Annotated in this window: 22 protein-coding genes and 1 other RNA gene; 20 read left to right on the forward strand and 3 right to left on the reverse strand. The window is 64.5% G+C overall.

Annotation, left to right across the window (positions count from 1 at the left end; genetic code table 11):
* The first annotated feature begins 54 nt into the window (after positions 1–54).
* The 6 genes from lepA (at position 55) to recO (ending at position 5,732) form a co-directional block, all read left to right on the forward strand.
* Positions 55–1,845 carry a translation elongation factor 4 gene (lepA, locus tag ISP25_RS21740; RefSeq protein WP_192157639.1) on the forward strand — a complete coding sequence of 597 codons (1,791 nt, stop codon included), beginning with the start codon at positions 55–57 and terminating at the stop codon, positions 1,843–1,845.
* Positions 1,846–1,869: 24 nt separating this feature from the next.
* Positions 1,870–2,820, forward strand: coding sequence for a signal peptidase I (gene lepB, locus ISP25_RS21745; RefSeq protein WP_404611647.1), 951 nt, complete (start codon positions 1,870–1,872; stop codon positions 2,818–2,820).
* Between the two features lie 121 nt (positions 2,821–2,941).
* Positions 2,942–3,325: a DUF4845 domain-containing protein gene (locus ISP25_RS21750; RefSeq protein ID WP_404611649.1), complete on the forward strand. Its 384-nt coding sequence runs from the start codon at positions 2,942–2,944 to the stop codon at positions 3,323–3,325.
* 10 nt (positions 3,326–3,335) lie between these two features.
* Entirely contained in the window at positions 3,336–3,995 is a 660-nt protein-coding gene (gene rnc, locus ISP25_RS21755; protein WP_404611651.1) for a ribonuclease III, read from the forward strand.
* A 74-nt stretch (positions 3,996–4,069) separates the two neighbouring features.
* Entirely contained in the window at positions 4,070–5,005 is a 936-nt protein-coding gene (gene era / locus ISP25_RS21760; protein ID WP_404611653.1) for a GTPase Era, read from the forward strand.
* Between the two features lie 16 nt (positions 5,006–5,021).
* Positions 5,022–5,732: a DNA repair protein RecO gene (gene recO, locus ISP25_RS21765; protein ID WP_404611655.1), complete on the forward strand. Its 711-nt coding sequence runs from the start codon at positions 5,022–5,024 to the stop codon at positions 5,730–5,732.
* 2 nt (positions 5,733–5,734) lie between these two features.
* Here recO and ISP25_RS21770 read toward each other — a convergent pair whose 3' ends face one another.
* Positions 5,735–6,439, reverse strand: coding sequence for a response regulator (locus tag ISP25_RS21770; protein ID WP_404611657.1), 705 nt, complete (start codon positions 6,437–6,439; stop codon positions 5,735–5,737).
* 44 nt (positions 6,440–6,483) lie between these two features.
* Here ISP25_RS21770 and ISP25_RS21775 point away from each other — a divergent pair, with 44 nt between their 5' ends.
* The 11 genes from ISP25_RS21775 (at position 6,484) to fabV (ending at position 17,185) form a co-directional block, all read left to right on the forward strand.
* The gene (locus tag ISP25_RS21775) at positions 6,484–8,505 is read left to right on the forward strand and encodes a hypothetical protein (RefSeq protein ID WP_404611659.1); all 2,022 of its coding nucleotides are present in this window, start codon (positions 6,484–6,486) and stop codon (positions 8,503–8,505) included.
* A gap of 56 nt (positions 8,506–8,561) precedes the next feature.
* Positions 8,562–9,905: a 23S rRNA (uracil(1939)-C(5))-methyltransferase RlmD gene (rlmD, locus tag ISP25_RS21780; RefSeq protein ID WP_404611661.1), complete on the forward strand. Its 1,344-nt coding sequence runs from the start codon at positions 8,562–8,564 to the stop codon at positions 9,903–9,905.
* A 112-nt stretch (positions 9,906–10,017) separates the two neighbouring features.
* Positions 10,018–10,542, forward strand: coding sequence for a CYTH domain-containing protein (locus ISP25_RS21785; protein ID WP_404611663.1), 525 nt, complete (start codon positions 10,018–10,020; stop codon positions 10,540–10,542).
* A complete protein-coding gene (gene nagZ, locus ISP25_RS21790; protein ID WP_404611665.1) occupies positions 10,542–11,558 on the forward strand; it encodes a beta-N-acetylhexosaminidase in 1,017 nt (338 codons plus the stop codon). Before ISP25_RS21785 ends, nagZ begins: the two co-directional genes overlap by 1 nt.
* The gene (locus tag ISP25_RS21795; protein WP_192157617.1) at positions 11,555–12,103 is read left to right on the forward strand and encodes a hypoxanthine-guanine phosphoribosyltransferase; all 549 of its coding nucleotides are present in this window, start codon (positions 11,555–11,557) and stop codon (positions 12,101–12,103) included. The genes nagZ and ISP25_RS21795 overlap by 4 nt, the downstream gene beginning before the upstream one ends.
* A gap of 24 nt (positions 12,104–12,127) precedes the next feature.
* Positions 12,128–12,670, forward strand: coding sequence for an NADPH-dependent FMN reductase (locus tag ISP25_RS21800; RefSeq protein ID WP_404611667.1), 543 nt, complete (start codon positions 12,128–12,130; stop codon positions 12,668–12,670).
* Entirely contained in the window at positions 12,667–13,419 is a 753-nt protein-coding gene (locus ISP25_RS21805) for an S-methyl-5'-thioinosine phosphorylase (RefSeq protein WP_192157614.1), read from the forward strand. Before ISP25_RS21800 ends, ISP25_RS21805 begins: the two co-directional genes overlap by 4 nt.
* Positions 13,420–13,610: 191 nt before the next feature.
* Positions 13,611–13,817, forward strand: coding sequence for a cold-shock protein (locus ISP25_RS21810; protein ID WP_049620931.1), 207 nt, complete (start codon positions 13,611–13,613; stop codon positions 13,815–13,817).
* Between the two features lie 321 nt (positions 13,818–14,138).
* The gene (locus ISP25_RS21815) at positions 14,139–15,134 is read left to right on the forward strand and encodes a N(4)-(beta-N-acetylglucosaminyl)-L-asparaginase (RefSeq protein ID WP_404612072.1); all 996 of its coding nucleotides are present in this window, start codon (positions 14,139–14,141) and stop codon (positions 15,132–15,134) included.
* A complete protein-coding gene (locus ISP25_RS21820; RefSeq protein WP_404611670.1) occupies positions 15,131–15,850 on the forward strand; it encodes a copper homeostasis protein CutC in 720 nt (239 codons plus the stop codon). Before ISP25_RS21815 ends, ISP25_RS21820 begins: the two co-directional genes overlap by 4 nt.
* 132 nt (positions 15,851–15,982) lie before the next feature.
* On the forward strand, positions 15,983–17,185 hold the full coding sequence (gene fabV, locus ISP25_RS21825) for an enoyl-ACP reductase FabV (RefSeq protein ID WP_404611671.1): 1,203 nt from the start codon (positions 15,983–15,985) through the stop codon (positions 17,183–17,185).
* Between the two features lie 99 nt (positions 17,186–17,284).
* On the opposite strand, the gene ISP25_RS21830 is transcribed toward fabV, so the two are convergent.
* Positions 17,285–17,809: a PepSY domain-containing protein gene (locus ISP25_RS21830; RefSeq protein WP_404611673.1), complete on the reverse strand. Its 525-nt coding sequence runs from the start codon at positions 17,807–17,809 to the stop codon at positions 17,285–17,287.
* Between the two features lie 358 nt (positions 17,810–18,167).
* On the opposite strand from ISP25_RS21830, the gene ssrA reads away from it, so the two are divergent.
* From ssrA to ISP25_RS21845, 3 genes are all read left to right on the forward strand, one after another.
* Positions 18,168–18,519, forward strand: a transfer-messenger RNA (tmRNA) gene (gene ssrA, locus ISP25_RS21835).
* A 295-nt stretch (positions 18,520–18,814) separates the two neighbouring features.
* Entirely contained in the window at positions 18,815–20,314 is a 1,500-nt protein-coding gene (locus ISP25_RS21840; RefSeq protein WP_404611675.1) for a GGDEF domain-containing protein, read from the forward strand.
* Between the two features lie 516 nt (positions 20,315–20,830).
* Positions 20,831–21,484, forward strand: coding sequence for a response regulator (locus ISP25_RS21845; protein WP_404611677.1), 654 nt, complete (start codon positions 20,831–20,833; stop codon positions 21,482–21,484).
* 77 nt (positions 21,485–21,561) lie between these two features.
* Here ISP25_RS21845 and ISP25_RS21850 read toward each other — a convergent pair whose 3' ends face one another.
* Positions 21,562–24,582, reverse strand: a complete 3,021-nt coding sequence (locus ISP25_RS21850) for an Rne/Rng family ribonuclease (protein WP_404611679.1) — start codon at positions 24,580–24,582, stop codon at positions 21,562–21,564.
* Between the last annotated feature and the right edge of the window lie 165 nt (positions 24,583–24,747).

Here is a 24,747-nt window from a genome sequence, read left to right on the forward strand (position 1 = left end):
TTCATGTCGCCCTACCGGCGGCATCCCCAAGGTAAGGCTGGCTGTCCGCGCTCCATGGAACTGATCCGCAATTTCTCCATCATCGCCCACATCGACCACGGCAAGTCCACGCTGGCGGATCGCATCATCCAGATCTGCGGTGGCCTGGCCGAGCGCGAGATGGAAGCGCAGGTGCTCGACAACAACCCGATCGAACGCGAGCGTGGCATCACGATCAAGGCACAGTCGGTGTCGCTGCCGTACAAGGCTCGCGACGGCAAGACCTACCAGCTCAACTTCATCGACACCCCCGGCCATGTGGATTTCAGCTACGAGGTGAGCCGTTCGCTGGCCGCCTGCGAAGGCGCGCTGCTGGTGGTGGACGCCGCACAGGGCGTGGAGGCGCAGTCCGTCGCCAACTGCTACACGGCGGTGGAGATGGGGCTGGAAGTGGTGCCTGTTCTCAACAAGATCGACCTGCCCACTGCCGACATCGACAAGGTGAAAGGCGAGATCGAGGCGGTGATCGGCATCGATGCCATCGACGCGGTGGCGATCAGCGCCAAGACCGGCCTCAACGTGACCGAGGTGCTGGAAGCCATCGTGGCGCGCATCCCGCCACCGAAGCCGCGCGACACCGACAAGCTGCAGGCGCTGATCATCGACTCGTGGTTCGACAACTACCTCGGCGTGGTGTCGCTGGTGCGCGTGATGCAAGGCGAGATCAAGCCGGGCGACAAGCTGCTGGTGATGTCCACCGGCCGCGTGCACGAAGTGGATGACGTGGGCGTGTTCACGCCCAAGCGCAAGAAGCTGGACAAGCTTGCGGCGGGCGAGGTGGGTTGGATCAACGCCTCGATCAAGGACGTGCATGGCGCGCCGGTTGGCGACACGCTTACGCATGCTGGCAAGCCTGCTTCCGAACCGTTGCCCGGCTTCCAGACCATGCAGCCGCGCGTGTTTGCCGGCCTGTTCCCCGTCTCGGCGGACGACTTTCCAGCCATGCGCGAAGCGCTGGACAAGCTGCGCCTCAATGACGCCGCGCTGTTCTTCGAGCCGGAAAGCTCCGAGGCGATGGGCTTCGGTTTCCGCTGCGGCTTCCTCGGCATGCTGCACATGGAAATCGTGCAGGAACGGCTGGAGCGTGAGTACGACCTCAACCTCATCACCACCGCGCCCACCGTGGTGTACGAGGTGCTGAAGACCGACGGTACGGTGCTGGCGCTGGACAATCCGGCCAAGCTGCCGCCGGTGCCGCAGATCGACGAGATCCGCGAGCCGATCATCGTGGCCAGCATCCTCACCCCGCCGGACTACATCGGCAACATCATCACACTGTGCGAGGAGAAGCGCGGCGTGCAGCGCTCGATCCAGTACCTGGCCACCCAGGTGCAGATCACCTACGAGCTGCCGCTGGCCGAGGTGGTGCTGGACTTCTTCGACCGCCTGAAGTCCGTGTCGCGCGGCTATGCCTCGATGGATTACCACTTCGAGCGCTTCGACGCCGGTCCCTTCGCGCGCGTGGACGTGCTGATCAACGGCGACCGCGTGGACGCGCTTTCGCTGATCGTGCACCGTACGCATGCGGATCGCCGCGGTCGCGAGCTGGTGGAGCGCATGAAGGATCTGATCCCGCGCCAGCAGTTCGATGTGGCGATCCAGGCGGCGATCGGCGCGCAGATCATTGCGCGCTCGACGGTGAAAGCGTTGCGCAAGAACGTGCTTGCCAAGTGCTACGGCGGCGACGTCAGCCGCAAGAAGAAGCTCCTGGAAAAGCAGAAAGAAGGCAAGAAGCGCATGAAGCAGGTCGGCCGGGTGGAGATTCCGCAGGAAGCCTTCCTCGCCGTGTTGCGTACAGACAAATAAGAAGCGGCACTCTCAGGAGCAAGCATGGAATTCGACTTTTCCGCCATCCTGCTGGCCCTCACCGTATTGTTCGGTGTGGTGTGGGGACTGGACCGGCTGTTCTTCTACAAGAAGCGCAAGGCAAGACTGGACGCGACGGGCAGCGAGTACGTCGATCCGGTAGCGGTGGACTGGGCGCGTTCGTTGTTCCCGGTGGTGCTGGTGGTGTTGCTGCTGCGTTCCTTCGTGGCCGAGCCGTTCCGCATCCCCTCCGGCTCGATGATGCCGACGCTGGACGTAGGCGATTTCATCCTGGTCAACAAGTTCGCCTATGGCCTGCGCATGCCCGCGTTCAACACCAAGTTCCTCGACCTTGGCGAGCCCAAGCGCGGCGATGTGGTGGTATTCCGGTTCCCGGGTTACCTGTGCCGCCGGCCGGATGGTTCGCTGATTCGCGTCGGAGGCGACGAAGGCAATGGCTCGCCGGCTGTCGGCTCGGAGCAAAGTTGCCCGAGCACGATGCTGCCGGTGCAGAACCAGAACTGGATCAAACGCGTGATCGGCCTGCCCGGCGACACGCTGGAAGTCCAGGGTTCCGACCTGCTCGTCAACGGCAAACCGGTGCAGGCCGATGAAATCGGCCCCTTCGTGGGCAACCCGCAGCGCGACGAAGACCGGCTGATGCTGGACATGGGCGCCACGGTCTGGACCGAACACCTGGTGCGCGAGGACGGCAAAGTGGTCAACCACACCATCGCGCGCATGCCGGCCTATACCACGCCCAACTCGATCCCGAACCCGGTGGTGCCGTCCAAGGTGCCGCCGGGCTGCTACCTGGTGATGGGCGACAACCGCAACAACAGCACCGACAGCCGTTGGTGGGGCTGCCTGCCGGAGAAGAACCTGGCGGGCAAGGCCTTCATGATCTGGATGAGCTGGAAGGGCTGGGGCACCGGCGGTGTGGATTTCCATCGCATTGGCAGGATCATCCATTGATGTGATGCGACAGCACGTGCAAGGCGCTCCACCGCTGGCATAATCGCCACGAGCGGCTGCGTGGGGTGCGGCCGTCGCACGCATCCACAATCGGCCTGGCTGGCCGCATGGCGAGGGGACTATGAAAACGAAACAGTCGGGTGTGACCCTTATCGGGTTTCTGATGATCCTGTTGGTGGTGGGTTTCTTCGGCTACATGGCGATGAAGCTGGTGCCTGCCTACACCGAATACGGCGGGGTGGTGAAGGCGATGAGCGGCATAGCCAGCTCCGGTACCAGTGGCCAGTCGCTGGACGAGATTCGTCGCGAACTGCTTCGTCGGATGGATTTCCAATATGTGAATGACGCCACCATCAAGCCGACCGATATCACGATCAGTCGCAATAACGGCGGTACCAATTCGCTGAACGTGTCCTACGACAAGGACATTCCGTTCCTGTACAACATCGATTTCCTGCTGCACTTCCAGAAAAGTGTGCCACTGCAGGGTAACGTGAACCAGTGAGCCGATTCGCTTGCCCCTGAACTATCGTTTCCGAGACCCCGCGCTTGCCGCGCTGGCGCTGACCCATCGCAGCGTCGGCAAGCCGAACAACGAGCGCATGGAGTTCCTCGGCGACGCGCTGCTCGGCGCCTTTGTCGCCGAGATGCTTTACGAGGCGCATCCCAAAGCCAGCGAAGGCGAGTTGTCGCGTCTTCGCGCGCAGCTGGTCAACGGCCAGGCATTGGCGGAAATCGCGCGAAAACTCGAGCTGGGCAATGCGCTGACGCTCGGCCCCGGTGAATTGAAGAGCGGTGGTTTCCGTCGCGACTCCATCCTGGCCGATGCATTCGAAGCCTCGCTGGCGGCAGTTTTCCTCGATGGCGGCCTTGAGGCGTGCCGACAGGTGGTACGCGAACTGTTTGGCGAGCGCGTCGGCGCATTGCCGCGTTCTTCCAAGGACGCCAAGACACGCTTGCAGGAATGGTTGCAAGGCCATGGCCATGCGTTGCCGCAGTACGAATTGATCGACAGCCATGGCGAGGACCACGCCAAGACCTTCGACGTGCGCTGTACGGTGAGCGAGCCGCAAGTGCATAGCGCCGAAGCCAGTGGCTCCAATCGCCGCCAGGCGGAGCAGGACGCCGCGGAGATCGTGCTGGCTCGACTGACCGCGCAGGCGCGCAACACCTGAACATGCGGCGCGTGCCGCCTAGATCACCGTCAGGCGCACTACAATGCCTGCATTCCTTTCAGTAGTCGTCATCCATGGATCACACCCTCGAAACCGAAGCTGACGCCGCGCTGCCACACGACGACTATCGCTGTGGCCTGGTCGCGCTCGCCGGCCGGCCAAACGTGGGCAAGTCGACCCTGCTCAACGCGATGATCGGCTTCCGCCTCTCCATCGTCAGCCCGCGTCCGCAGACCACGCGCCATCGCATCCTTGGCATTGCCAGCAGCGAGGCGGGGCAGATCCTTTATGTCGATACGCCTGGCCTGCATCGCGGCGCCAAACGGGCGATGAACCGCAGCCTCAACCGTGCCGCACGGGCGGCGATCAGCGATGTGGATCTGGTGGTGCAGGTGATCGAGGCCGGCCGCTGGACCGACGAGGACGAGGCGCTGTATGCCGCACTCACCGAACAGAAGGCGCCGCGTATCCTGGTCATCAACAAGGTGGACTTGAGCAAGGACAAGGGCGCCCTGCTGCCATTCGTGGCCTCGCTCAGCGAGAGCCATGTCTACGACGAGATCCACTACGTCAGTGCATTGAAGAAGAAGGGCCTGGCTGAGCTGGAGCGCGCCATCCTCGGCCGCCTGCCGGTGCGTGCACCGGTTTACGGCGAAGACGAGATCACCGACCGCAGCGAGCGTTTCCTTGCTGCGGAGATGGTGCGCGAGCAGTTGATGCTGCGGCTCGACCAAGAACTGCCTTACGCCACCACGGTGGAAATCGAGCAGTTCAACGACCGCCCTGATGGCATCGCCGAAATCCACGCCGTGATCTGGGTGGAACGCGATGGCCAAAAGGCCATCGTGATCGGCCAGGGGGGTGCCCAGCTCAAGGCGATCGGCACGGCCGCGCGCCGCCACATGGAGCGCCTGTTCGAGCGCAAGGTCTTCCTCAAGCTGTGGGTGAAGGTGCGCGAGGGCTGGGTCGACGACGAGGCGATGCTGAAGAAGTTCGGCTACACCGACTGAGGCATGCCAGGCTGCGATGCGCCTCGACCAGCAACCCGCATATGTGTTGCATGCGCGGCCTTACCGCGAAACATCGCTGCTGCTCGAATGCCTGACGCGGGACCATGGCCGGCTGGGCGTGGTTGCGCGCGGGGCACGTGGCGAGCGGGCGCGCCTGCGCCGTTCGCAGTTGGAACCGTTCCAGACTCTGGCACTGGATCTGGTGCTGCGCGGCGAGTTGTCCACGCTGGCCGGCGCCGAAGTGGTGGGCATGCCGTTGCGGCTGGCTGGCGACCATGGTTTTGCCGGGCTCTACCTCAACGAGCTGGTGGTGCGGCTCACCGCACGGCAGGACGCACAGCCGGTGCTGTTCGACGCCTATGCGCGGACACTGACGCGGCTGGCTGCCGGTGAACCGGTGGCATGGACGCTGCGCCGTTTCGAGCGCGACCTGCTGGAAGCCATCGGCTACGGATTGCAGTTGCAGCACGAGGCTGATGGCGAGAGCACTCTGCAGGTGCAGGCGCATTACCGTTACGACGTCGAACAGGGAGCGCTGCGTTGCACCCCGGGAACGCCTCACGCCGTGCGTGGTGCCGACTTGCAGGCACTGGCTGATGACCGCATGCCGGATCGCGCAGGGATGGCTGCCTTGCGCCACCTGATGCGCGAGGTGATCCGCTACCACCTCGGCGGTGGCGAGTTGCGCGCCTGGCGGGTGCTGGCCGGCGTGCAACCGCAACGCTGAGGTCAAATATCCAGTGCCTGCAATGTGACCTGCAAGGCGGTGCGGAACTGTTCGATAGCCTTGAGGGGCGCAGAAGGGGATTCGCGGAGCCGCCGTTGCAGGTGTTCCGCCTCGATCGCCAGTGCAGTGGCGCCGCAGAAGCCGCAGGACGAGCGCAACCGGTGCAGACGATCGCCCAGCGCCGAGTCATCCCGGCCGACCTGACCCAGGTCGCAGTGCAGTTGAGCGAGTTCATCGCGCAGCAGACTGCGCAGCGCCTGCATGGTGGCGGCATCGCCACTGGCACGCAACGCTGCTTCGTTGTCCAGCACGGGAACGGTGCCAGGCAACAGGGCCAGCAGGCGCTGCAGCTCGGCGATGCCACAGGGCTTGCGCAGCACCTCGTGAAAGCCGCCGGCCAGCAGTTCGCGCCGTTCGGCGATGCCCAGCTCGGCGGAACTGGCGACGGCAAGGCAACTGGCGGAGGCGCCACCGTTCGCGTGCAGTGCCGCCAGCACCTCGCGTGCACCTGCACCGGGCATGCGGCAATCGAGCAGCAGCAGGTCGAATGCCTGCTCTCGGGCCAATTGCAAGGCTTGCGTGCCGTCGACACACTCCCAGGCCTCGGCGCCCAGCGAATGCAGGCCATCGCACAGGAAGCGGCGGCTGGCCGCATCGTCGTCGGCCACCAGCACGCGTGGCGAGAGATCGGCGGGTTGGGCCGGCATGACCGTCTCCTTGGTTCAGCTGTTGTTTGGCAGAATGGACGGACATGCGTGCGACTTCAAGCCACCTGCTGTTGTGCCTGTTCCTGCTGCTCGGCCTGGGCCTGCTGCCGACCGCGCGTGCTGACGTCACGGTCGCCGCTAAGCAGATCGATCTGCCGGGCCTTCGCCTGCAGGACGTGAACGCGCAACTCGGCGAGGACCCAGCCGGCGGCCTGCATCTGCAATTGCAGGCGAGCCAAGCCGACGTTGCCGCGATGGGTTGGCGCCACGTGGGTCTGCATCTCGAAGGTCGTCTGCAACGCGATGCGCAATTACGTTGGGTGTTCGACGGCCGGGTGCAACTGCGTGGAGCGCCTGGCGGCGCGTTGGCCGATGCGCAGCTGACTTGGGTGTTGGATCCCGACGCCGACACCATGCAGGTCGAAGTGCAGCAGGACAAAGCACTGGCCAACGCATGGCTGCCGCTGGACCAGCCCAGCCACGCAAAGATCAGCCTGCACCAGTTGCCCGCCGGCTGGTTGCAAGGTGTGTTGGGGCGCTTGTGGCCGGCGCGACTCACCAGCGGTCACGTGGATGCCGACCTTGCGCTGGATGTGGAGGATGCAAGCGTGCAGTCGTCCGGCCAGTTCACGCTGGATGCCGTGGGCTTCGACACGCCTAGCAACGCGATGGCAGGGCAGGGTGTGGCCGGCAGCGGGCGCTTTGGTTTCGACAACAGTGCGGATGGCCGCAGGGTAAACGTTCAGTGCAACCTGGAGGGGGGCGAGCTGCTGCTGGGCCCGTTCTACGCGAAGCTGCCAGCGCATCCGGTGCAATTGGATGTGGATGTGCGCACCCGCCAGGGTACAGTCGAATTGCAGAAGCTCTATATCGACGATATGGATGCACTGCAGCTCGATGGTGCGATGGCGTTCGATGCCAGGGGCAAGCTGCAGAAACTGCAACTGAATCGTTTCCAGGCGAATTTCCCGCTGGCCAGCCAGCGCTATGGTCAGGCTTGGCTGGCCACGCTGGGCCTGCGCGACGCGCGCATCGCCGGGCGCGTCGCCGGCAGCATCGACTGGCGCAGCGACGGTCTGCATGCCTTCGCATTCGATACCGACGGGCTCGACTTGGCCGATGGCGAAGGGCGTTTTGCAGTGAGCGGACTGCATGGCGGCCTGGACTGGTCGTCGCAAGACGATCGCCCCGCCACTACGCTGGCCTGGCAAGGACTGCAGCTCCGTCGAATTTCCGTGGCCGCCGCGACATCGCACTGGCGGGATCGCGGTGGCAGCCTGATCCTGTCGCAGCCGCTCGCCATGCCCATGCTGAAGGGCGAGGTGCGGTTGACCAGCCTGGATTGGCGTCCAGCGCCGGCAAGGGGACAGCGCATCATTGCCAGCCTTGCCGTCGCCGGCGTGGACATGGCAGACCTCAGCCGCATGCTGGATTGGCCGATCATCCCAGGCACGCTAGCCGGTACCTTTCCTTCGCTGCGCTGGGCCAATGATCGCCTGGAGCTGGATGGCAGCCTCGTGGCAGGCGTGTTCGGCGGCACCGTGGAAGCTACGCATCTTTCATTGCAGCAGCCGTTTGGCGACGCGCCGGTGCTGGCCGGCGACTTCAAGTTCGACCAGCTCGATCTGGCGGCGTTCACCAGCGTGTTCGACATCGGCGCCATAACCGGGCGACTGCATGGTGCCGTCGATGACCTGCGCCTGGTGGACTGGCATCCCGTCACATTCAAGGCATCGCTGCTGGCCGACGGCGGCGGACGCATCAGTCAGCGCGCGGTGAACAACCTCGCCGCTTTGAGCGGCGGCGGCGTGGCCAACGGTCTGCAGGGTGCAATGCTGAAACTGTTCAGAAACTTCAGCTACAAACGCATCGGCCTGGCTTGCACGTTGCAAAGCGGAGTCTGTCTGATGGGCGGGTTGGCGAACGAGGAGGACGGTTACACCATCATCGATGGCAGTGGCTTGCCGCACTTGCAGTTGCTCGGCCGCCAGACCAAGGTGGATTGGCCCACCTTGCAGCGACGCCTGCACGAAGCCGCAAGCAGCCGTGCGCCGACGGCTCACTGACCCTCGAATCGGCGATAATGCCCGGTCTGCTCCTGCCGTGTTGAAACCTCGCAGACATGTCCCGATCCAACTCCCGTTCCCGCGCGCCCGTCGCGGAGATTGAAGCCGACATCGCCGACCTCGCCCACGATGGCCGTGGGGTGGCCCGCATCGATGGCAAGGCGGTATTCGTCGCCGGTGCGCTCGAAGGCGAGAGGGTGCGGTTGCGCATCCGTAAGCGCCATCGCCATTTCGACGAGGCAGAGGCGGTCGAGGTTCTCATGGCCTCGCCACATCGGGTCGAACCGAAATGCCCCCACTTCGGCGTGTGCGGCGGCTGCTCGCTGCAACACCTGGATGCGGCCGCGCAGATCATCGCCAAGCAGCGCGTGCTGGCCGACAACTTCGCGCGCATCGGCAAGGTTGAGCCATCCGGTTGGCTTCCACCCTTGGTGGACGAACCCTGGGGTTATCGCCGCAAAGGCCGTCTTTCCGTGCGGGCCGTGGCGAAGAAGGGACGTGTGCTGGTCGGGTTCCGCGAGGAGGCCAACCCGCGCTATGTGGCCGATATCCGTCATTGCGACGTGGTGCATCCTGCGTTGGGTACGAAGATCGAACTGCTCGGTGAGCTGGTCGGTTCACTGGACGCCGCTGCCGACATCGCGCAGATCGAATTCGCCGCCGGCGACGACACCGTGGCGCTGGTGTTCCGCCACCTGCAGCCATTGAGCGATGGCGACCGCGCCGCACTCATCGCCTTCGGCCAGCAGCACGGCTTTGCCATCTATCTGCAGCCAGGTGGCGTGAGCAGCGTGCATCCGTTGTGGCCGGAGGCGCCCAGGCTGGCGTTCAAGCTGTCGCCGGGTGGCGGCGCGGAAGATGTGGAACTGGAATTCCGGCCCCTGGATTTCGTACAGGTCAATGCCGGCATGAACCGGCGCATGATGGCGCGCGCGATGGAATTGCTCGATCCGCAGCCCACCGACCGCGTGCTCGACCTGTTCTGCGGCCTGGGCAACTTCACCCTGCCCATCGCGCGCCGGGTGGCCGAGGTGGCGGGTGTGGAAGGCGAACACGGCCTGGTCGAGCGAGCGGGCGAAAACGCCCGGCGCAATGGCATCGCCAACGCGGGCTTCCACGTCGCCAACCTGTTCGAGGACCAGCGCGGTACAGACTGGGCGTGCCAGCCTTGGGACAAGCTGTTGCTCGATCCGCCACGCGCCGGCGCCGACCAGGTGTTGGCCTACCTGCCGCACAAGGCCACGCGGCGCATCGTCTATGTTTCCTGCCATCCCGCTTCGCTGGCACGCGATGCCGGCATTCTGGTCAATCAGCACGGCTTCAAGCTCAGCGCAGCCGGAGTGATGGACATGTTTCCGCATACGGCGCATGTCGAATCCATCGCCGTGTTCGAGAGGTGATGCCCGTGCTTTTGTCCATGCATGCGAAGATCGGGCGGCGGCGATCCATGGCCGCACCCTTGCCAACGCCGCACCTTGTGAGTGGGATTCTGCAGACTGCTGGCGCCGAACCATGGGTATAGAGATCGAACGCAAATTCCTCCTGCGCGACGACGGCTGGCGTGCGCAGGTTTCGTACAGCGAGCACATTGCACAGGGCTATCTGGTCGGTGCGGCAGCGCTTGCGGCAGGGAACGCGCGCGGTTCGGTGCGCGTGCGCCGCGCGGGCGACGAAGCGTGGCTCAACATCAAGGCCGCGCGACTGGGCATCGAACGCGCCGAATACGATTACGCTATTCCGCCCGGCGATGCCGATGCGCTGCTGGCGACTTTGTGCGATGGCGTGCTGGGCAAACGGCGCCACCACGTCACGGTGGAAGGCGTGCTGTTCGAGATCGACGAGTTTCTGGGCGACAATGCCGGCCTGGTAGTGGCCGAGGTGGAACTGCCGTCGGTGGATGCGCCATTCCCGCGACCCTCATGGCTGGGTCGCGAGGTGAGTGCACTGGCGCGCTATTACAACGTCAACCTGATCGCGCACCCGTATGTCCGCTGGACGGCTGCCGAGCGCGACGCCAACGATGGAGCGAATGCCTGATGCTGCTGATCGGCCTGGCCGGACTCGAAGTCGCCGAGCGTGAACGCGCATGGCTTGGTGCCCCTGGCGTGGCGGGCGTGATCCTGTTCGCGCGCAACTATGCCGACCGTGCGCAATTGATGGCCCTGTGTGAATCCATCCGCGAGATCGGCGGCGAGCACCTGCTGGTCGCGGTGGATCAGGAGGGCGGCCCGGTACAGCGCTTCCGCGAGGGCTTCACCCGCCTGCCGGCGCTGGCGCGCATCGGCGAGGTATACGACTGCGACCCCATCGAGGCGGTGCGTCTCGCCGAGGAGCACGCCTGGGTGATGGCCAGCGAGTTGCGCGCCTGCGGCGTCGACTTCAGCTTCGCACCGGTGGCGGACCTGGCGCGTGGCAACGCGGCCATCGGCGCGCGTGCTTTCCACGCCGATCCCGCCGTGGCCGCCGAACTCGCCGCGGCCTACGTGCGCGGCATGCATCTCGCTGGCATGGCCGCGGTGCTCAAGCATTTCCCCGGCCATGGCTCGATCGCGGTGGATACGCACAAGGCGCAGGCGGTCGATGCGCGGCCGCTGGAACTGATCCGCCGCGATGATCTGCGCCCGTTCGTCGAGTGCATCGCCGCGCGGGTGGAGGCGGTGATGATGGCGCACGTGGTCTATCCCGCTGTGGACGCCCAGCCGGCGGGCTATTCGCGCAAATGGACCATCGAAATCCTGCGCGGCGAACTGGGTTTTGCCGGCGCGGCGATCAGCGACGACATCAGCATGGCTGCCGCGGGCGTCGCTGGTGGCGTGGCCGAGCGAGTGCATGGCCATCTGGACGCTGGCTGCGACCTCGTGCTGACCTGTTTCCCCGACGTGGTGGACGAAGCCATCGCGGCCGTCGCACGCCGCGTGCCTGCGCATCCCGAACGGCTGGCGGCATTGCGCGGCGCCATCGGCGCCAGTTGGGACAGCCTCACCGACAACCCGCAGCGCGACCGCTTCGTCGCGCGCATCACGGCGCTGGACGCCACGCAGGCCAATGCATGAACGACAAGCTTCCATCCTTGAGAGATGCACTGGCGAACGCCGACGTGCTGTTCGAGCGCGCCGAACTGGAAACCGTGATCGCCGAGCTCGGTCGACGCATCGATGCCGCGCTGGACGGCGAGCGCGCGGTGTTCCTTACCGTGATGAACGGCGCCCTGATGTTCGCCGGCCAGCTCGCGCTGACGATACGCACGGATCTCGAATTCGACTACGTGCATGCCACCCGCTACCGCGGTGCGACCAGCGGTAGCGATCTGCATTGGCTGCGCGAGCCGACGGTGGATCTCGCCGGTCGTACCGTATTGCTGGTGGACGACATCCTCGACGAAGGCCATACGCTGAAGGCCGTGCGCGATGACTGCCTGCACCGCGGCGCCAGGCGCGTGCTGATCGCCAGCCTGTGCTGCAAGGATCACGATCGCCTGGCTGAGGGCGTCACCTCCGACTTCAACGGCGTGGTCTTGCCCGACCGCTACGTGTTCGGTTATGGCATGGACTACCACGAGCAGGGTCGCAATCTGCCGGCGATCTACGCATTGCGTTGAGCAGCACTTCCTGGGAACTCGTGCATGAACATTCTGGGCATCTCCGGCAGCCTGCGCCGGGCTTCGTTCAACACGGCGCTGTTGCATGCCGCGCAGGAACTGCTGCCAGTGGGCACGACCCTTGCCATCCACGACCTGCACGGCTTGCCGCTGTTCGACCAGGACGTGGAGGAGCAGGGTGACCCCGCGTCGGTCGCCGCGTTGAAGGAGGCGGTGACCCGAGCGGATGCGTTGCTGCTGGCCTGCCCCGAATACAACGGCGGCATCACCGGCGTGCTGAAGAACGCCATCGACTGGGTCTCGCGGCCAGGCATTGCCAGGACGGTCGCGCCGCTGGCAGGCAAGCGTGCCTGCATCTTCGGGGCCAGCCCGGGCATCACCGGTACGGTGCGCGCGCAGGATCAGTTGCGGCTGGTGCTGCGCCGTGCCGGTGCTGTGGTCGAACCGCAAGGCGAAGTCCTGGTATTCCAGGCGCACACCAAGATCGCCGATGGCCGGCTGGCGGACGAGCGCACCCGCGAACTGCTGGCGCGTCACCTTCACAACTTCCTCGGAACCTTCGCATGAGCAACCACCTGATTGACCTGGCCGTGATCGGCGGCAGTGGCCTGTACAAGTTTCCGGGCCTGGAAAACACCAGCCGGCATGCGGTGGGGACACCGTTCGGTGTGGCCTCGGGTGAGGTGGTGCTGGGTGATTTCGCGGGTAAGCGCGTGGCCTTCCTTGCGCGCCACGGCGAGAGCCACAGCCTGCCGCCGCACCGGGTGAACTACCGCGCCAATCTCTGGGCGCTGCACCAGCTCGGTGCGCGCGCGGTGATCGGCGTCAACGCCGTAGGCGGTATCCGTTCCGACATGGGGCCGCGCGCCATCGTGGTGCCCGATCAGCTGATCGACTACACCCATGGCCGCTACACCAGCTTCTGCGACATCGAGGGAGCCGAGGTGAACCACATCGATTTCAGCGAGCCGTACACCGCTTCGCTGCGCCATCGCCTGCTGCAGGCCGCGCGCAAGACCGGCATCGCGGTAATCGATGGCGGCTGCTACGGCGCCACGCAAGGACCACGGTTGGAAACCCGTGCCGAGATCGCGCGCATGCGGCGCGATGGTTGCGACCTGGTCGGCATGACCGGCATGCCCGAAGCCTCGCTGGCGCGCGAACTCTCGCTGGAATACGCCTGCCTCGCCCTGGTGGCGAATTTCGCCGCCGGTTGCGGCGACGAGGCCGAAATCAGCATCGAGGAAATCTTCGCCCATCTCGCCGCCGCCACCGCCGAAGTGCCACGCCTGTTGGAGGCGATGCTGCGCGCCTGATCGCGCATTAGCGCATTACCGCGTTGCGCAGCATCTTGCGCGGAGTGTGCGGGCAAGCCGCGAATCGGTCCGCGCATATTGCGCTTTGCCCCGGATCATGCGGATACTTCCCAGGCACCAGGACGGTGAGCCAGGGGGATGGTTCGAGCTCGGTCGGGTGCATCCTGTCCATGCTTCCAGAGGTTCCAGCAATGCGTTTCGGTACGGTCAAGTGGTTCAACGACGCCAAGGGCTTCGGTTTCATCGCGCCCGAGGACGGTGGGGAGGACGTGTTCGTCCATTTCTCGGCGATCAATTCCAAGGGCTTCCGCAGCCTGCAGGAAGGCCAGCGCGTGAAGTTCGAAGTCACTCAGGGCCCGAAAGGCGCCCAGGCTTCGGGCGTCGAAATCGCGGGTTGATCTCCATGGGCCGGCCTTGCTTCGGCCATGCAATGAAGTCGAGCCCCGCGCCCAGGCGCGGGGCTTTTTGCTTTGAGAAGTGTGACCATGGGCAACCGCACATGGTTTCCGCGGCGCGATCGCCAGATTTGAAAAAAGCGGCCACGGACGGCTACTCGTTTGATCTCATCACCATGACGATCGCAAAAAATAAGAATGCAGCCACGGACGACTGTCCGTTTGATCTCCGCGACCATGGACGATCGCAAAAACGAAGGAATAGACATGACTGACCGGCGACAATTCCTCAAGACTTCCTTGCTTGGCGCATCAGCGCTAGCGATGGCCAAGCCGCTTGCCGCGGCTGCTTCCTCGGGCGCAACGGGTGCCACGGGCCAGCCCGGCATCGTGCGCGTGGCTTCCACCTGGGATTTCGGCGTGGCGGCGAACCAGGCGGCGTGGACTGTCCTGGGCCAGGGCGGCCATGCGTTGGATGCGGTCGAAACCGGCGTACGCGTCCCGGAGGCCGATCTCAAGAACCACAGCGTGGGCCGCGCGGGTTATCCGGATCGCGACGGCCACGTCAGCCTCGATGCCAGCATCATGGACGCCGAGGGCAACTGTGGCGCGGTCGCCGCGATCGAACACATCGCCCATCCGATCTCGGTGGCCCGGCGCGTGATGGAGCGCACGCCGCACGTGTTGCTGGTCGGCGACGGCGCGCTGCAGTTCGCGCTGGAGCAGGGCTTCAAGAAGGAGCATCTGCTCACGCCCGAATCCGAAAAGGCCTGGCACGAATGGCTGAAGACGGCGCACTACGAGCCGTCGATCAACAGCGAAGTGCGCGATTACGGCAAGACGAATCTCGGCCTGCCCGGCGGCAAGGACAACCACGACACCATCGGCATGCTCGCGCTGGACGCGCACGGCAAGCTGGCTGGTGCCTGCACCACCAGCGGCATGGCGTGGAAGATGCGCGGTCGCGTCGGTGACAGTCCAATTATCGGTGCCGGCCTGTACGTGGACGGCGATGTCGGCGGTGCCACGTCCACCGGCGTTGGCGAAGAAGTGATCCGCAACGCTGGAAGCTTCCTGGTGGTGGAGCTGATGCGCCAGGGCCGCACGCCTACCGAGGCCTGCAAGGAGGCGGTGATGCGCATCATCAAGCGCCGCCCTGAGGCCACCAAGACACTGCAGGTCGGCTTCCTCGCCATGAACAAGGAGGGCGAAGTGGGCGCCTACGCGATCCAGCATGGCTTCACCTACGCCGTGTGCGACGCAAAGAAGCAGGACGCGTTGCTGCCTTCGGCCAGCGTCTATACCACGAGCTACTCATGATCCTCGAAGTCTCTGCCAATTCGGTGGCCTCCGCGCTGGCTGCACAGGCCGGCGGGGCAGGGCGGGTGGAACTGTGCGCCGCGCTGGAGCTCGGCGGCCTTACTCCTTCGCACGCCACCATCGCGATGGCGCGCGAGCGGGTGCGCATCCCGCTGTACGTGCTTATCCGGCCGCGTGCCGGCGATTTCCTTTATGACGACGACGAATGCGAGGCCATGCGCCGCGACATCGAAACCTGCGTGGCGCTGGGTTGCGACGGCGTGGTGCTGGGTGCTCTGGATGCCGATGGCGACGTGGACATGGAGCGCTGCTACGGCCTGATCGCTGCGGCGGGCCATATCGGCGTTACCTTCCATCGCGCCTTCGATCTCGCGAGCGACCCGCATCGCGCGCTGGGCGACGTGATCGCCCTGGGTTGCGAGCGCGTGCTTACTTCGGGCGGCCAGGCCAGCGCGATGGAAGGCGCTCCGCTGATACGCGAGTTGATCGCGCAGGCCCACGGCCGCATCAGCATCATGCCCGGGGCGGGCGTCACCGACCGCAACATTGCCGCGCTCGCCGCGGCCACCGGGGCGCACGAAATCCACGCCTCAGCCAAGCGGCAATTGCCTTCCGGCATGCGCCATCAGCCGCCACGGCTCGGCGACATGCAAGGCGGGGAGCTGCGCAGCGATGTCGAGCAGGTGCGCGCCTTGGTGCGGGCGATGCAGCCTTAGCTTCTCTCGCCTGGGGGAGTCGTGGCCTGGCTTCGGAAGGGCCGAGACCAGGGCCGATTTCCCTACCGCAGCGCATGTTGCCCCACCTTCGCTAAGATGCCGCTTTGCAATTCCCTTGCGGAGCGAGTTCCTGTGATCATCAAACCCAAAGTGCGCGGCTTCATCTGTGTCACGGCCCATCCGGTCGGTTGCGAGCTCAACGTGGCCGAGCAGATCGCCACCACCAAGTCCGCCATCCATGACGACGGCAAGGGCCCGAAGCGCGTGCTGGTGATCGGAGCCTCCACCGGCTACGGCCTCGCTTCGCGCATCACCGCCGCCTTCGGTTATGGTGCCGCCACACTGGGAGTGTTCTTCGAGAAGCCAAGCAGCGAGGACAAGCCCGGTACTGCCGGCTGGTACAACGCTGCGGCGTTCGACAAGTTCGCCAAGAACGCCGGCCTGTACGCGAAGTCCATCAACGGCGACGCCTTCGCCAACGCGACCCGCGAACGCGCCATCGAGATCATCAGGAACGAGATGGGCGGCCAGATCGATCTCGTCGTCTATTCGCTGGCATCTCCTGTGCGCAAGCTGCCGGACTCCGGCGAGGTGGTGCGCTCCGCGCTCAAGACGATTGGCGACACGTTCACGGCGAGCTCCGTCGATACCAACAAGGACACGGTGATCCAGGCCAGCGTTGAGCCAGCCACCGAGCAGGAGATCAAGGACACCGTCACCGTGATGGGGGGCGAGGATTGGGCGCTGTGGATCGAGGCGCTGGGCAACGCTGGCGTGCTGGCGCCGAATGCAAAGACCATCGCCTACAGCTACATCGGCACCGAGATCACCTGGCCGATGTACTGGCACGGCACGCTGGGCCAGGCCAAGCAGCACCTCGACAACACCGCCAAGGCGTTGCGCGGGGGCCATGCCGGGCTGGATGCCCGCGTGGGCGTGATGAAGTCGGTGGTCACCCAGGCCAGTGCCGCGATCCCGGTGATCCCCCTGTACGTCTCCATCGCCTTCCGCGTGATGAAGAGCAAGGGTATCCACGAAGGTTGCATCGAACAGATCAACCGCCTGTTCCATGATCGTCTCTACCGGGCCGACGGGGCTGCGGTGCCTACTGACGACGATGGTCGCGTACGCCTCGACGACTGGGAACTGCGCGAGGACGTGCAGGATGCCTGCAAAGCGCTCTGGCCCACCGTTACCACCGAGACGCTGCGCGAGGTCACGGACTACGACGGCTACAAGCACGAGTTTCTCAAGCTTTTCGGCTTCGACCGCAACGACGTGGACTATGGCGCCGAGGTGGATGCCGATCGCCGCTTCGACTGCGTGGAAATGTAAGAGCCCGCTCCGCTTCATGAAAAAGCCCCGCACAGCGGGGCTTTTTTGTGCGCCGGAATTATCGGCCCGACATAACGCTGTCAGGTGCGAAGTGTCGGATCATCCGTGTGACTGAGCGACTACGCTGCCGTCATTGGGATCGGCCAGCAATTCGACGCTATGTCCATCATTGGACTTCGCCTTTGCACTCCACAAGCCGTGATCGAACTTCACGTCCTTGACGTTCTGGTAGCCGGCGGCAGTCAGCTTGGCGCTGACCTCGTCTTCGTCGAGCTTGGACGGTGCATCGGTAGGATAGACGCGGCCGGAAACGGGGCCGACCGCAAGCTTGACCCACTTCTTGTTGCCGCCACGAGCCTTGCTGCGCCACACACCGTCCTTGAATTCCAGGTCTTTCACTTCCTTGTAGCCGGCATCGGCGATCGCGGTCTTGATAGCGTTCTCGCTCATGGCCCCATTGGGCGGCTGCGTAGACCAAGTGCTTGTGGTGGTGGTCGTGGTGGTGTGGGTCATGGACGACGCGGCCATTGGCGTAGGCGGCGACGTTGGCGAAGGCTGGGTTTGCGCGAAGGCGACACCGCCAATCGACAGTCCAATCAACAGGGGAAGCAGGCGTTTGCTCATGATGCACTCCTTGATGATGGGGCAGGGTCGTGCCGGCAGGGAAAGCTCACGGTTCGGTGTTTGCGATGGATAGACCGTCTGTCGGCTCTGACAGAACAAATGAGACCATCGCATTCCAGACGGTGGTCTGAATAAAAGCGTGGACGGGAGGTGAAAGCCGGCTTCGGTTCAGTTGGTCTGGATTTAGTTCGCAGCGAGGCGGTCACGCATCGGACGCCTGCGGCGGATGGGAGGGGCACATTTCAACGTAGTTGTGCCCTAGCCCAGGTGGGGGCGGCTTTGCAGAGCCCCAGCAATGCGATCGCATTGATGCAATACGTCGCGACCCCATATACTTGAGCGGCCATACCGTTTCCCCGGGGGTGTACTGGCTTCGACGGGGGTAGTGAGATGGCTTGGTGCATGCCGAGGGGGCAGCTTTCCTCGTTAATCCAGCAGCAAACTTATAGTTGCCAACGACGACAACTACGCTCTGGCCGCTTAAGGCCTAGCCCCGAACCCGCTTGTGCTCGTGCTCGCCGGTGTAGGGTCATTATCACGAGATCGCCCGAAGCTGCCGCCTGTCGGTAAGGGTTAAATCAAGCAGGCTGGTCCTTCGATGCGCTTCGCACATCGTGCTGTCGCGGGACGAGATTCAACGGTGAGCTAAGCATGTAGTACCGGGCGTCAAGCGCCTTCGGACGCGGGTTCGACTCCCGCCACCTCCACCAATACAGCCACCTAAGCGAATGATTCGCTCAGGTGGCTTTTTCATTTTGGTGGTGGTTGGGTCTGGACTTGGTGTCGACGATGATGACGGGAATAAGCATATGATTTGCTTAAGGGCGGTCACGTAGGATGTTTGCCAGCGTCAGGGCAGAGTGAGTAGGACCTGGGGCGTTGCCTACATTTCCATGCATATGCCTGCACGACGGCGCTGGCGGAGCACTTTCCCTATTAACGCGACGCGTTTTGTCCGTAGACGTTGGGCCATCGCCCCTGCGCTGATCTAGAGGAACCATACGCTTGCAAGTTGTCTTGCTCATCGTATTGCTGACGGCCCACTTGGCACTGGCGCACTGGTACGGGCATACGGAGGCAGTGCTGCCCCAGTTGGCCATGTTGGCGGTGCAGGGCATGGCGGTGTGGGCGGTATTTACACGCTATCGACGCAGCCCGTCTCTGATACGGCTGCCATGGCTGCTGTTGGCGCTGGCTGTGCTGATGCAGATGCTATGGGACAGTACCAATGTGCTGGCAACAGTGCTGGGCGACAAGGGCGGCTACCTGGCCGCGTTGGCAACGGTGTTGTCGGCCTTGTACGTGATCCCGTGCATGTTCATGTCGACGCGCTTGTTTACGCAGCATGAGCCGCGCACAGTGGTGGCGCTGGATCTGGTGCTGCTGTGCATGGTGGCGGCGCTGGTCTACCAGTTCTTCATCACGCTGTTGAGCGGCCCGCTGGCTTCCGATCCGGCCAGCATCTACGTGGTGGTCTACCTTGCCGACGCCATCGACTTTTCGCTGGCTGCGATGGCGATACTGCGCCTGTTTGGTGCGCGCAGCTTCCGCTGGCGCTTCTTCTACTACGTGGCCAGTGCCTATCTGCTGGTCAATGCATCGGTGGCCTGCATCTACAACCGCGTCGAAATGCACGGCCTGCCGTGGTGGGCGGGTTCATTGATCGATGTTCCGCATGCCTTGCTGCTGGTGGTGGCCTTGCGCCAGCCACCGCGCTGGTTGCGCACTTACCGTCCGTCGCTGGGGGTTTCCCAGACGATCGGCTCGTTTGCGCCGATCCTGCTGGCGATGATGGTGGTGATGCTCGGCATCAGCACTTCGCGCATCAACTTCGTGCTCAGCTTGCTGGTCGGGGCGGCGGCGGTGCTGTTCTATGGCTTGCGTGTCGCATTCATCCAGAGCCGCCATATCGACCAGCAGCGTGCCATCGATCTGAGTACCTGGCGATTGGAACAACAGGTGGGGCGCGACCCGCTTACCGGCATCGCCAACCGGGCCACGCTGGACACGCGCCTGCGCGAAGTACTGGAAGAGGGGCGCAGCACCGGCTGCTTCGGCTCGCTGCTGATGATCGATATCGATTACTTCAAGCAATACAACGACAGCCTCGGACATATCGCCGGCGACGCTTGCCTGATACAGGTGGCCGGTGCCCTGAGTCGCAGCCAGGTGCGTGCACGCGATCTGGTGGCGCGTTACGGCGGCGAAGAGTTCGCCATCGTGCTGGTCGATACCAATGCGGAGGTGGCGCTGGAAGTGGCGCGCCGCCTGGTCACCGCGATCGAGCACCTGCAGATCGCCCATCCGGCCTGTCCTCTTGGACGCCTTTCGATCAGCATCGGAGTGGCTACCCAGACAGAGCAGACGCCGATAGATCCTGTGGCTATGCTGGATCAAGCCGATCATGCGCTATATCGCGCCAAGCGCAATGGCCGCAACCGTTTCGAGGCGGCGACAGGCGATGCCGATCCATCTTCGGCTCTGTACGGCGCCAGCAACGCGTAGCGCACCTGATCTGTCCACGCAGCGTGCGATTCATCTATGCCAGCTGGCTACTGCTGGGTGAAACGTGATTCGCCAGGTACGTGCAGTGTCGCGGGTCGCGCCGTGGCCGACCCTGTAGGGATATCCGTAAAAGGCCGGTAAGCTCGGCAACATCGAGGCTACGGGCTTTTCTTGCTCGAAGCCGCCTCGGGCATTCATCGCAGTCCGGCCTTTGTCGGGGAATGGCCAATTCCTGCCTGTTTAGCGGACACGAGATGTGGGCATCGGCTGACGCATCCAATGGACATGGCATGGCACAGTGCATGGGATCGGCGGTGTTCGACGCCGCCTCGCACCGTGATTCACACGTGAAGAAACACTTGGTGATTGGCAATTTTGTGACGGCTTGCGTTGTTCGATGTACACCCCACGCTTGCATCTGGCGGCGGGGCTGCCTAGCTTGCAGGCAGGAGTGTCCCCGTGGGCGCGATGACATGGTGCATCGGCAACCGAGATATCCATCAAGGAGGAGAGGGCATGATCCAGATTGTTCTGATCGACGACCACGAGCTCGTTCGCACGGGCTTCCGGATGATCCTGCAGCAGCAGCCGGACATGCACATTTGTGGCGAGGCGGCGAGTGCGGAAGATGGCTTGCGCTTGATCCGCAGCCTGAAACCGGAGATCGCTCTGGTGGACGTACACATGCCGGGCATGAGTGGTATCGAGTTGACGGAACGGGTTAGTCGTGCCGACTTGGCCACGCGTATCGTGGTAGTCACCGTGGTGGACGATGGCCGCTTCCCCAAACGCCTGCTCGATGCGGGTGCCTCGGGCTACCTGACCAAGGGTTGCAATGCCGACGAGCTGGTGACTGCCGTGCGGCAAGTGGCTGGCGGCCGACGTTACCTCGCGCCGGCAGTGGCTCAGCAATTGGCACTGGCCACGCTGGATGGCAAAGCCTCGCCGTTTGACTCCCTGTCCAGCCGTGAGCTGGAAGTGGCAATGATGCTGGTGCGAGGCAAGCCCCTGACGATGATCGGTGAGCAACTCAACCTCAGTCCCAAGACCGTATCCACCTACAAGCAACGATTGATGGAAAAGTTGCGCGTGGAGCACGTGCTGGAGCTTGCGCACCTGATGACGACGCACGGTTTGATCGACGCCCCGAATCATCGAGTGGGAACCTGAGCAACCGGCACGGTATGGGCTGACAAAAAAGCCGAACCCCTAGGGTTCGGCTTTTTTGTTTTGATGACGGGTGGCGCTTAGGGCGCCGCGTCGTGTCGAGGCTTTTCCGGGGACTCCGTGGCCACATCGTCGGAAGGTTCGGTCGTGGCAGGCCGCACGGGCGAGGCAGGAGCACTCGTGGTTTCGGCCACGAGTCCAAGCAAATCGCCCTGTTGCGGTTGCGCGGCAGCCGGCGGTGCGGCGTGCTCGTTCCCGGAAGGCTCCGCGTGCGTTTCCACGACGGCAACCGGAGCCGGAGCAGCCGGCACAGCGGTTTCCGTAGGCTTCTCCTGCTCCGCGGCCGGATTCTTCGTTACGGGCTCACGCGACTGCTCCGTTTCAACAGTGGCAGCCTCTGTTCCAGCGGAGGACGACACTTCTGTTTCCGCGGTGGCGGGTGCCATGGGCTTTTCGGGAATCGGCGGCAGTGTCGGCAGACTGAAGGCAGTGGCAACGGCAGCGGCCAGCGGCGCTTCGGTCAGTACTACGCGCACGGGTTCGTGGCGTTCGGCTTGCGGAGGCGCGACACGTGGAGCGGGTGCCGGACGAGGAGCCGGGGAAGTGGCCGGGCTGGGCGAAACGGCTTCGGCGACAGCCTCATCGGCAACGGCAGCAGGTGCCGCCACGGCGGGCGAAGCGGCATCTGCAGGTCTGGCTTCTCCAGCGGCGACGTCCGCCTCGTCGCGATCCTCGTCGTCCAGTTCGCCAGCCTGCTCGGCGCCGGGCAGGCCTGCGGTGGCCTCGTCGTGACGGCGGCGGCGACGCCCGCCACGGCGACCACGACGGCGACGCGAGGAACCTTCGGCGTCGCCCTCGGTGGCGCCGGCCGCCACTTCCTGGCCATCAGTCACCGGGGCAACGGCCAGTTTGGCTTCATCCATTGCTTCAGCAGGAGCGACAGTGGGACGTACAGCCGGTGCTTCCGGTTTCGGTGCTGCGGGCATGGCGGCGACGGGGGCCGGAGCCGCAGGCTTGCGCTCAGGCTGGGGAGCCTTGTTGCTCTCCAGATTGTTGTTGCGCGGCTGCTGTTGGCGGTCTTGCTGGCGCTCTTGCTTCGGTGCCTGGCTGGCCTGCTGCTGGCGCTGCGCGCCTTCGTTGCCCTTGTTGCGGCTGTTCTGCTGCTGTGAGTTCGGCTTGGCCTGCTGCGTACCGCTATCGCGACGTTCGTCACGACGCTGCTGCTGGCGGTTGCCGCTGCTGCCCTGTGCGTTGCGGCTGCGCTCGTCGCGACGGGGTTGTTGCTGCTGGCGGTTGTTGCCGCGCGCGCTGCCGCGGTCGTTGGCGTTCGGCTGTGCGGCGGCCGCAGTCGTGTCCGTCGCTGCGGCGCCGTTGCGGAACCAACCGAACAGGCGGGAAATGATGCCGCCGCTCGGAGCGGAAGCAGGGGCAGGTGCCGCCGCCTGACGACGTGGCGCCTGTTGTTGCTGCACAGGTGCTGCGGTCTCCTCGCGCACGGGTGCGGGGGTGGCGGGCACGATGCCGCTGACGGCGGGCTGCTCGTTGCTGCCCAACGCCTGGCCCATCTTCGGGATCGGCGTGGCGTCGACCGCGGTGAGGCGCTCGTAACTGGGCTTGCTGTGCTCGCCCATGTCCGCTTCCTTGATCCGCTGGATCTGGATATGCGGCGTTTCCAGCTTGTCATCGGCCACGATCACCACGTGCGCCTTGTGGCGCAGCTCGATCTCGACCACGCTGGCGCGCTTCTCGTTGAGCAGGAAGTTGGCCACCGCGGACGGAGCCTGCACCAGCACCTGGCCGGTGTTGTCCTTCATCGCATGCTCTTCGATCAGGCGCAGGGTGGACAGGCCCAGCGACTCCACGCTGCGGATGTGGCCATGGCCTTCGCAACGCGGGCAGACGATCTGGGTGGCTTCGCCGAGGCTGGGGCGCAGGCGCTGACGGGAAAGCTCCAGCAACCCGAAACGCGAGATGCGGCCCACCTGCACGCGGGCACGGTCGAGCTTCAGGGCGTCCTTGAGCTTGTCCTCGACCTCGCGCTGATGACGCGGGCTGTCCATGTCGATGAAGTCGATCACGATCAGGCCGCCGGCGTCGCGGATGCGGCACTGACGGGCGATCTCCACCGCGGCTTCGAGGTTGGTGTTGAACGCCGTTTCCTCGATGTCCGAGCCCTTGGTGGCCTTGGCCGAGTTGATGTCGATCGCGGTGAGCGCCTCGGTCTGGTCGATCACGATCGAGCCGCCGGAGGGCAGGCGCACCTGGCGGTCGAACGCGCTCTCGATCTGCGTCTCGATCTGGTAGCGGCTGAACAGCGGGGTGTCGTCCTTGTACAGCTTGAGTTTGCGCAGCGAGGTGGGCATCACCTGCTGCATGAACTCGCGGGCGTCCTCGTACAGCGATTCCTCATCGATCAGGATCTCACCGATGTCGCTGCGCAGGTAGTCGCGCAGGGCGCGGATGAACAGCTTGGATTCCTGGTAGATCAGGAACGGCGCCTTGCGCTTGCTGGCGGCGTCGGAGATCGAGCGCCAAAGGGTCAGCAGGTAGTCGAGATCCCATTGCAGCTCTTCGGCGTCGCGGCCCAGACCGGCGGTACGCACGATCAGACCGACGTCGTCGGGTACGGTGACGTGTTCCAGTGCTTCCTTCAGCGCCTGCCGATCCTCGCCCTCGATCCGGCGCGAGACGCCGCCGGCCTTCGGGTTGTTCGGCATCAGCACCATGTAGCGGCCAGCCAGCGAGATGAAGGTGGTCAGCGCGGCGCCTTTGTTGCCACGCTCTTCCTTCTCGACCTGGACGACGACTTCCTGGCCTTCCTTCAGCAGGTCGCGGATGCCCGACTTGTGCGGGTTCAGGCCAGGGGTGAAGTACTGCTCGGCGATTTCCTTCAGCGGCAGGAAGCCGTGGCGCTCGGCGCCGTACTCGACGAAGCAGGCTTCCAGGGATTGCTCCACACGGGTGATGCGGCCCTTGTAGATATTGGCCTTTTTCTGCTCGCGGGAGGGGATTTCGATGTCGAGATCGTAAAGGTTCTGGCCATCGACGATGGCCACGCGCAACTCTTCACGCTGAGTTGCGTTGATCAACATGCGCTTCATTGTAGTTTTCCTCAGCTCGCCCGCGCGTCGCGTGCCGCGGTGGCGCCGGGATGGCGGCCTGCCGGGGATCGCGCCGCTGCGGTGGAGCGGCTCATGTGACGGCGCCGTTCCCGGCGCCCGGATGTTCGGGTTGCTGCACCAGCCGCGCCCAAGCCAAACGGGCTT

The organism is Rhodanobacter hydrolyticus (assembly GCF_044904645.1).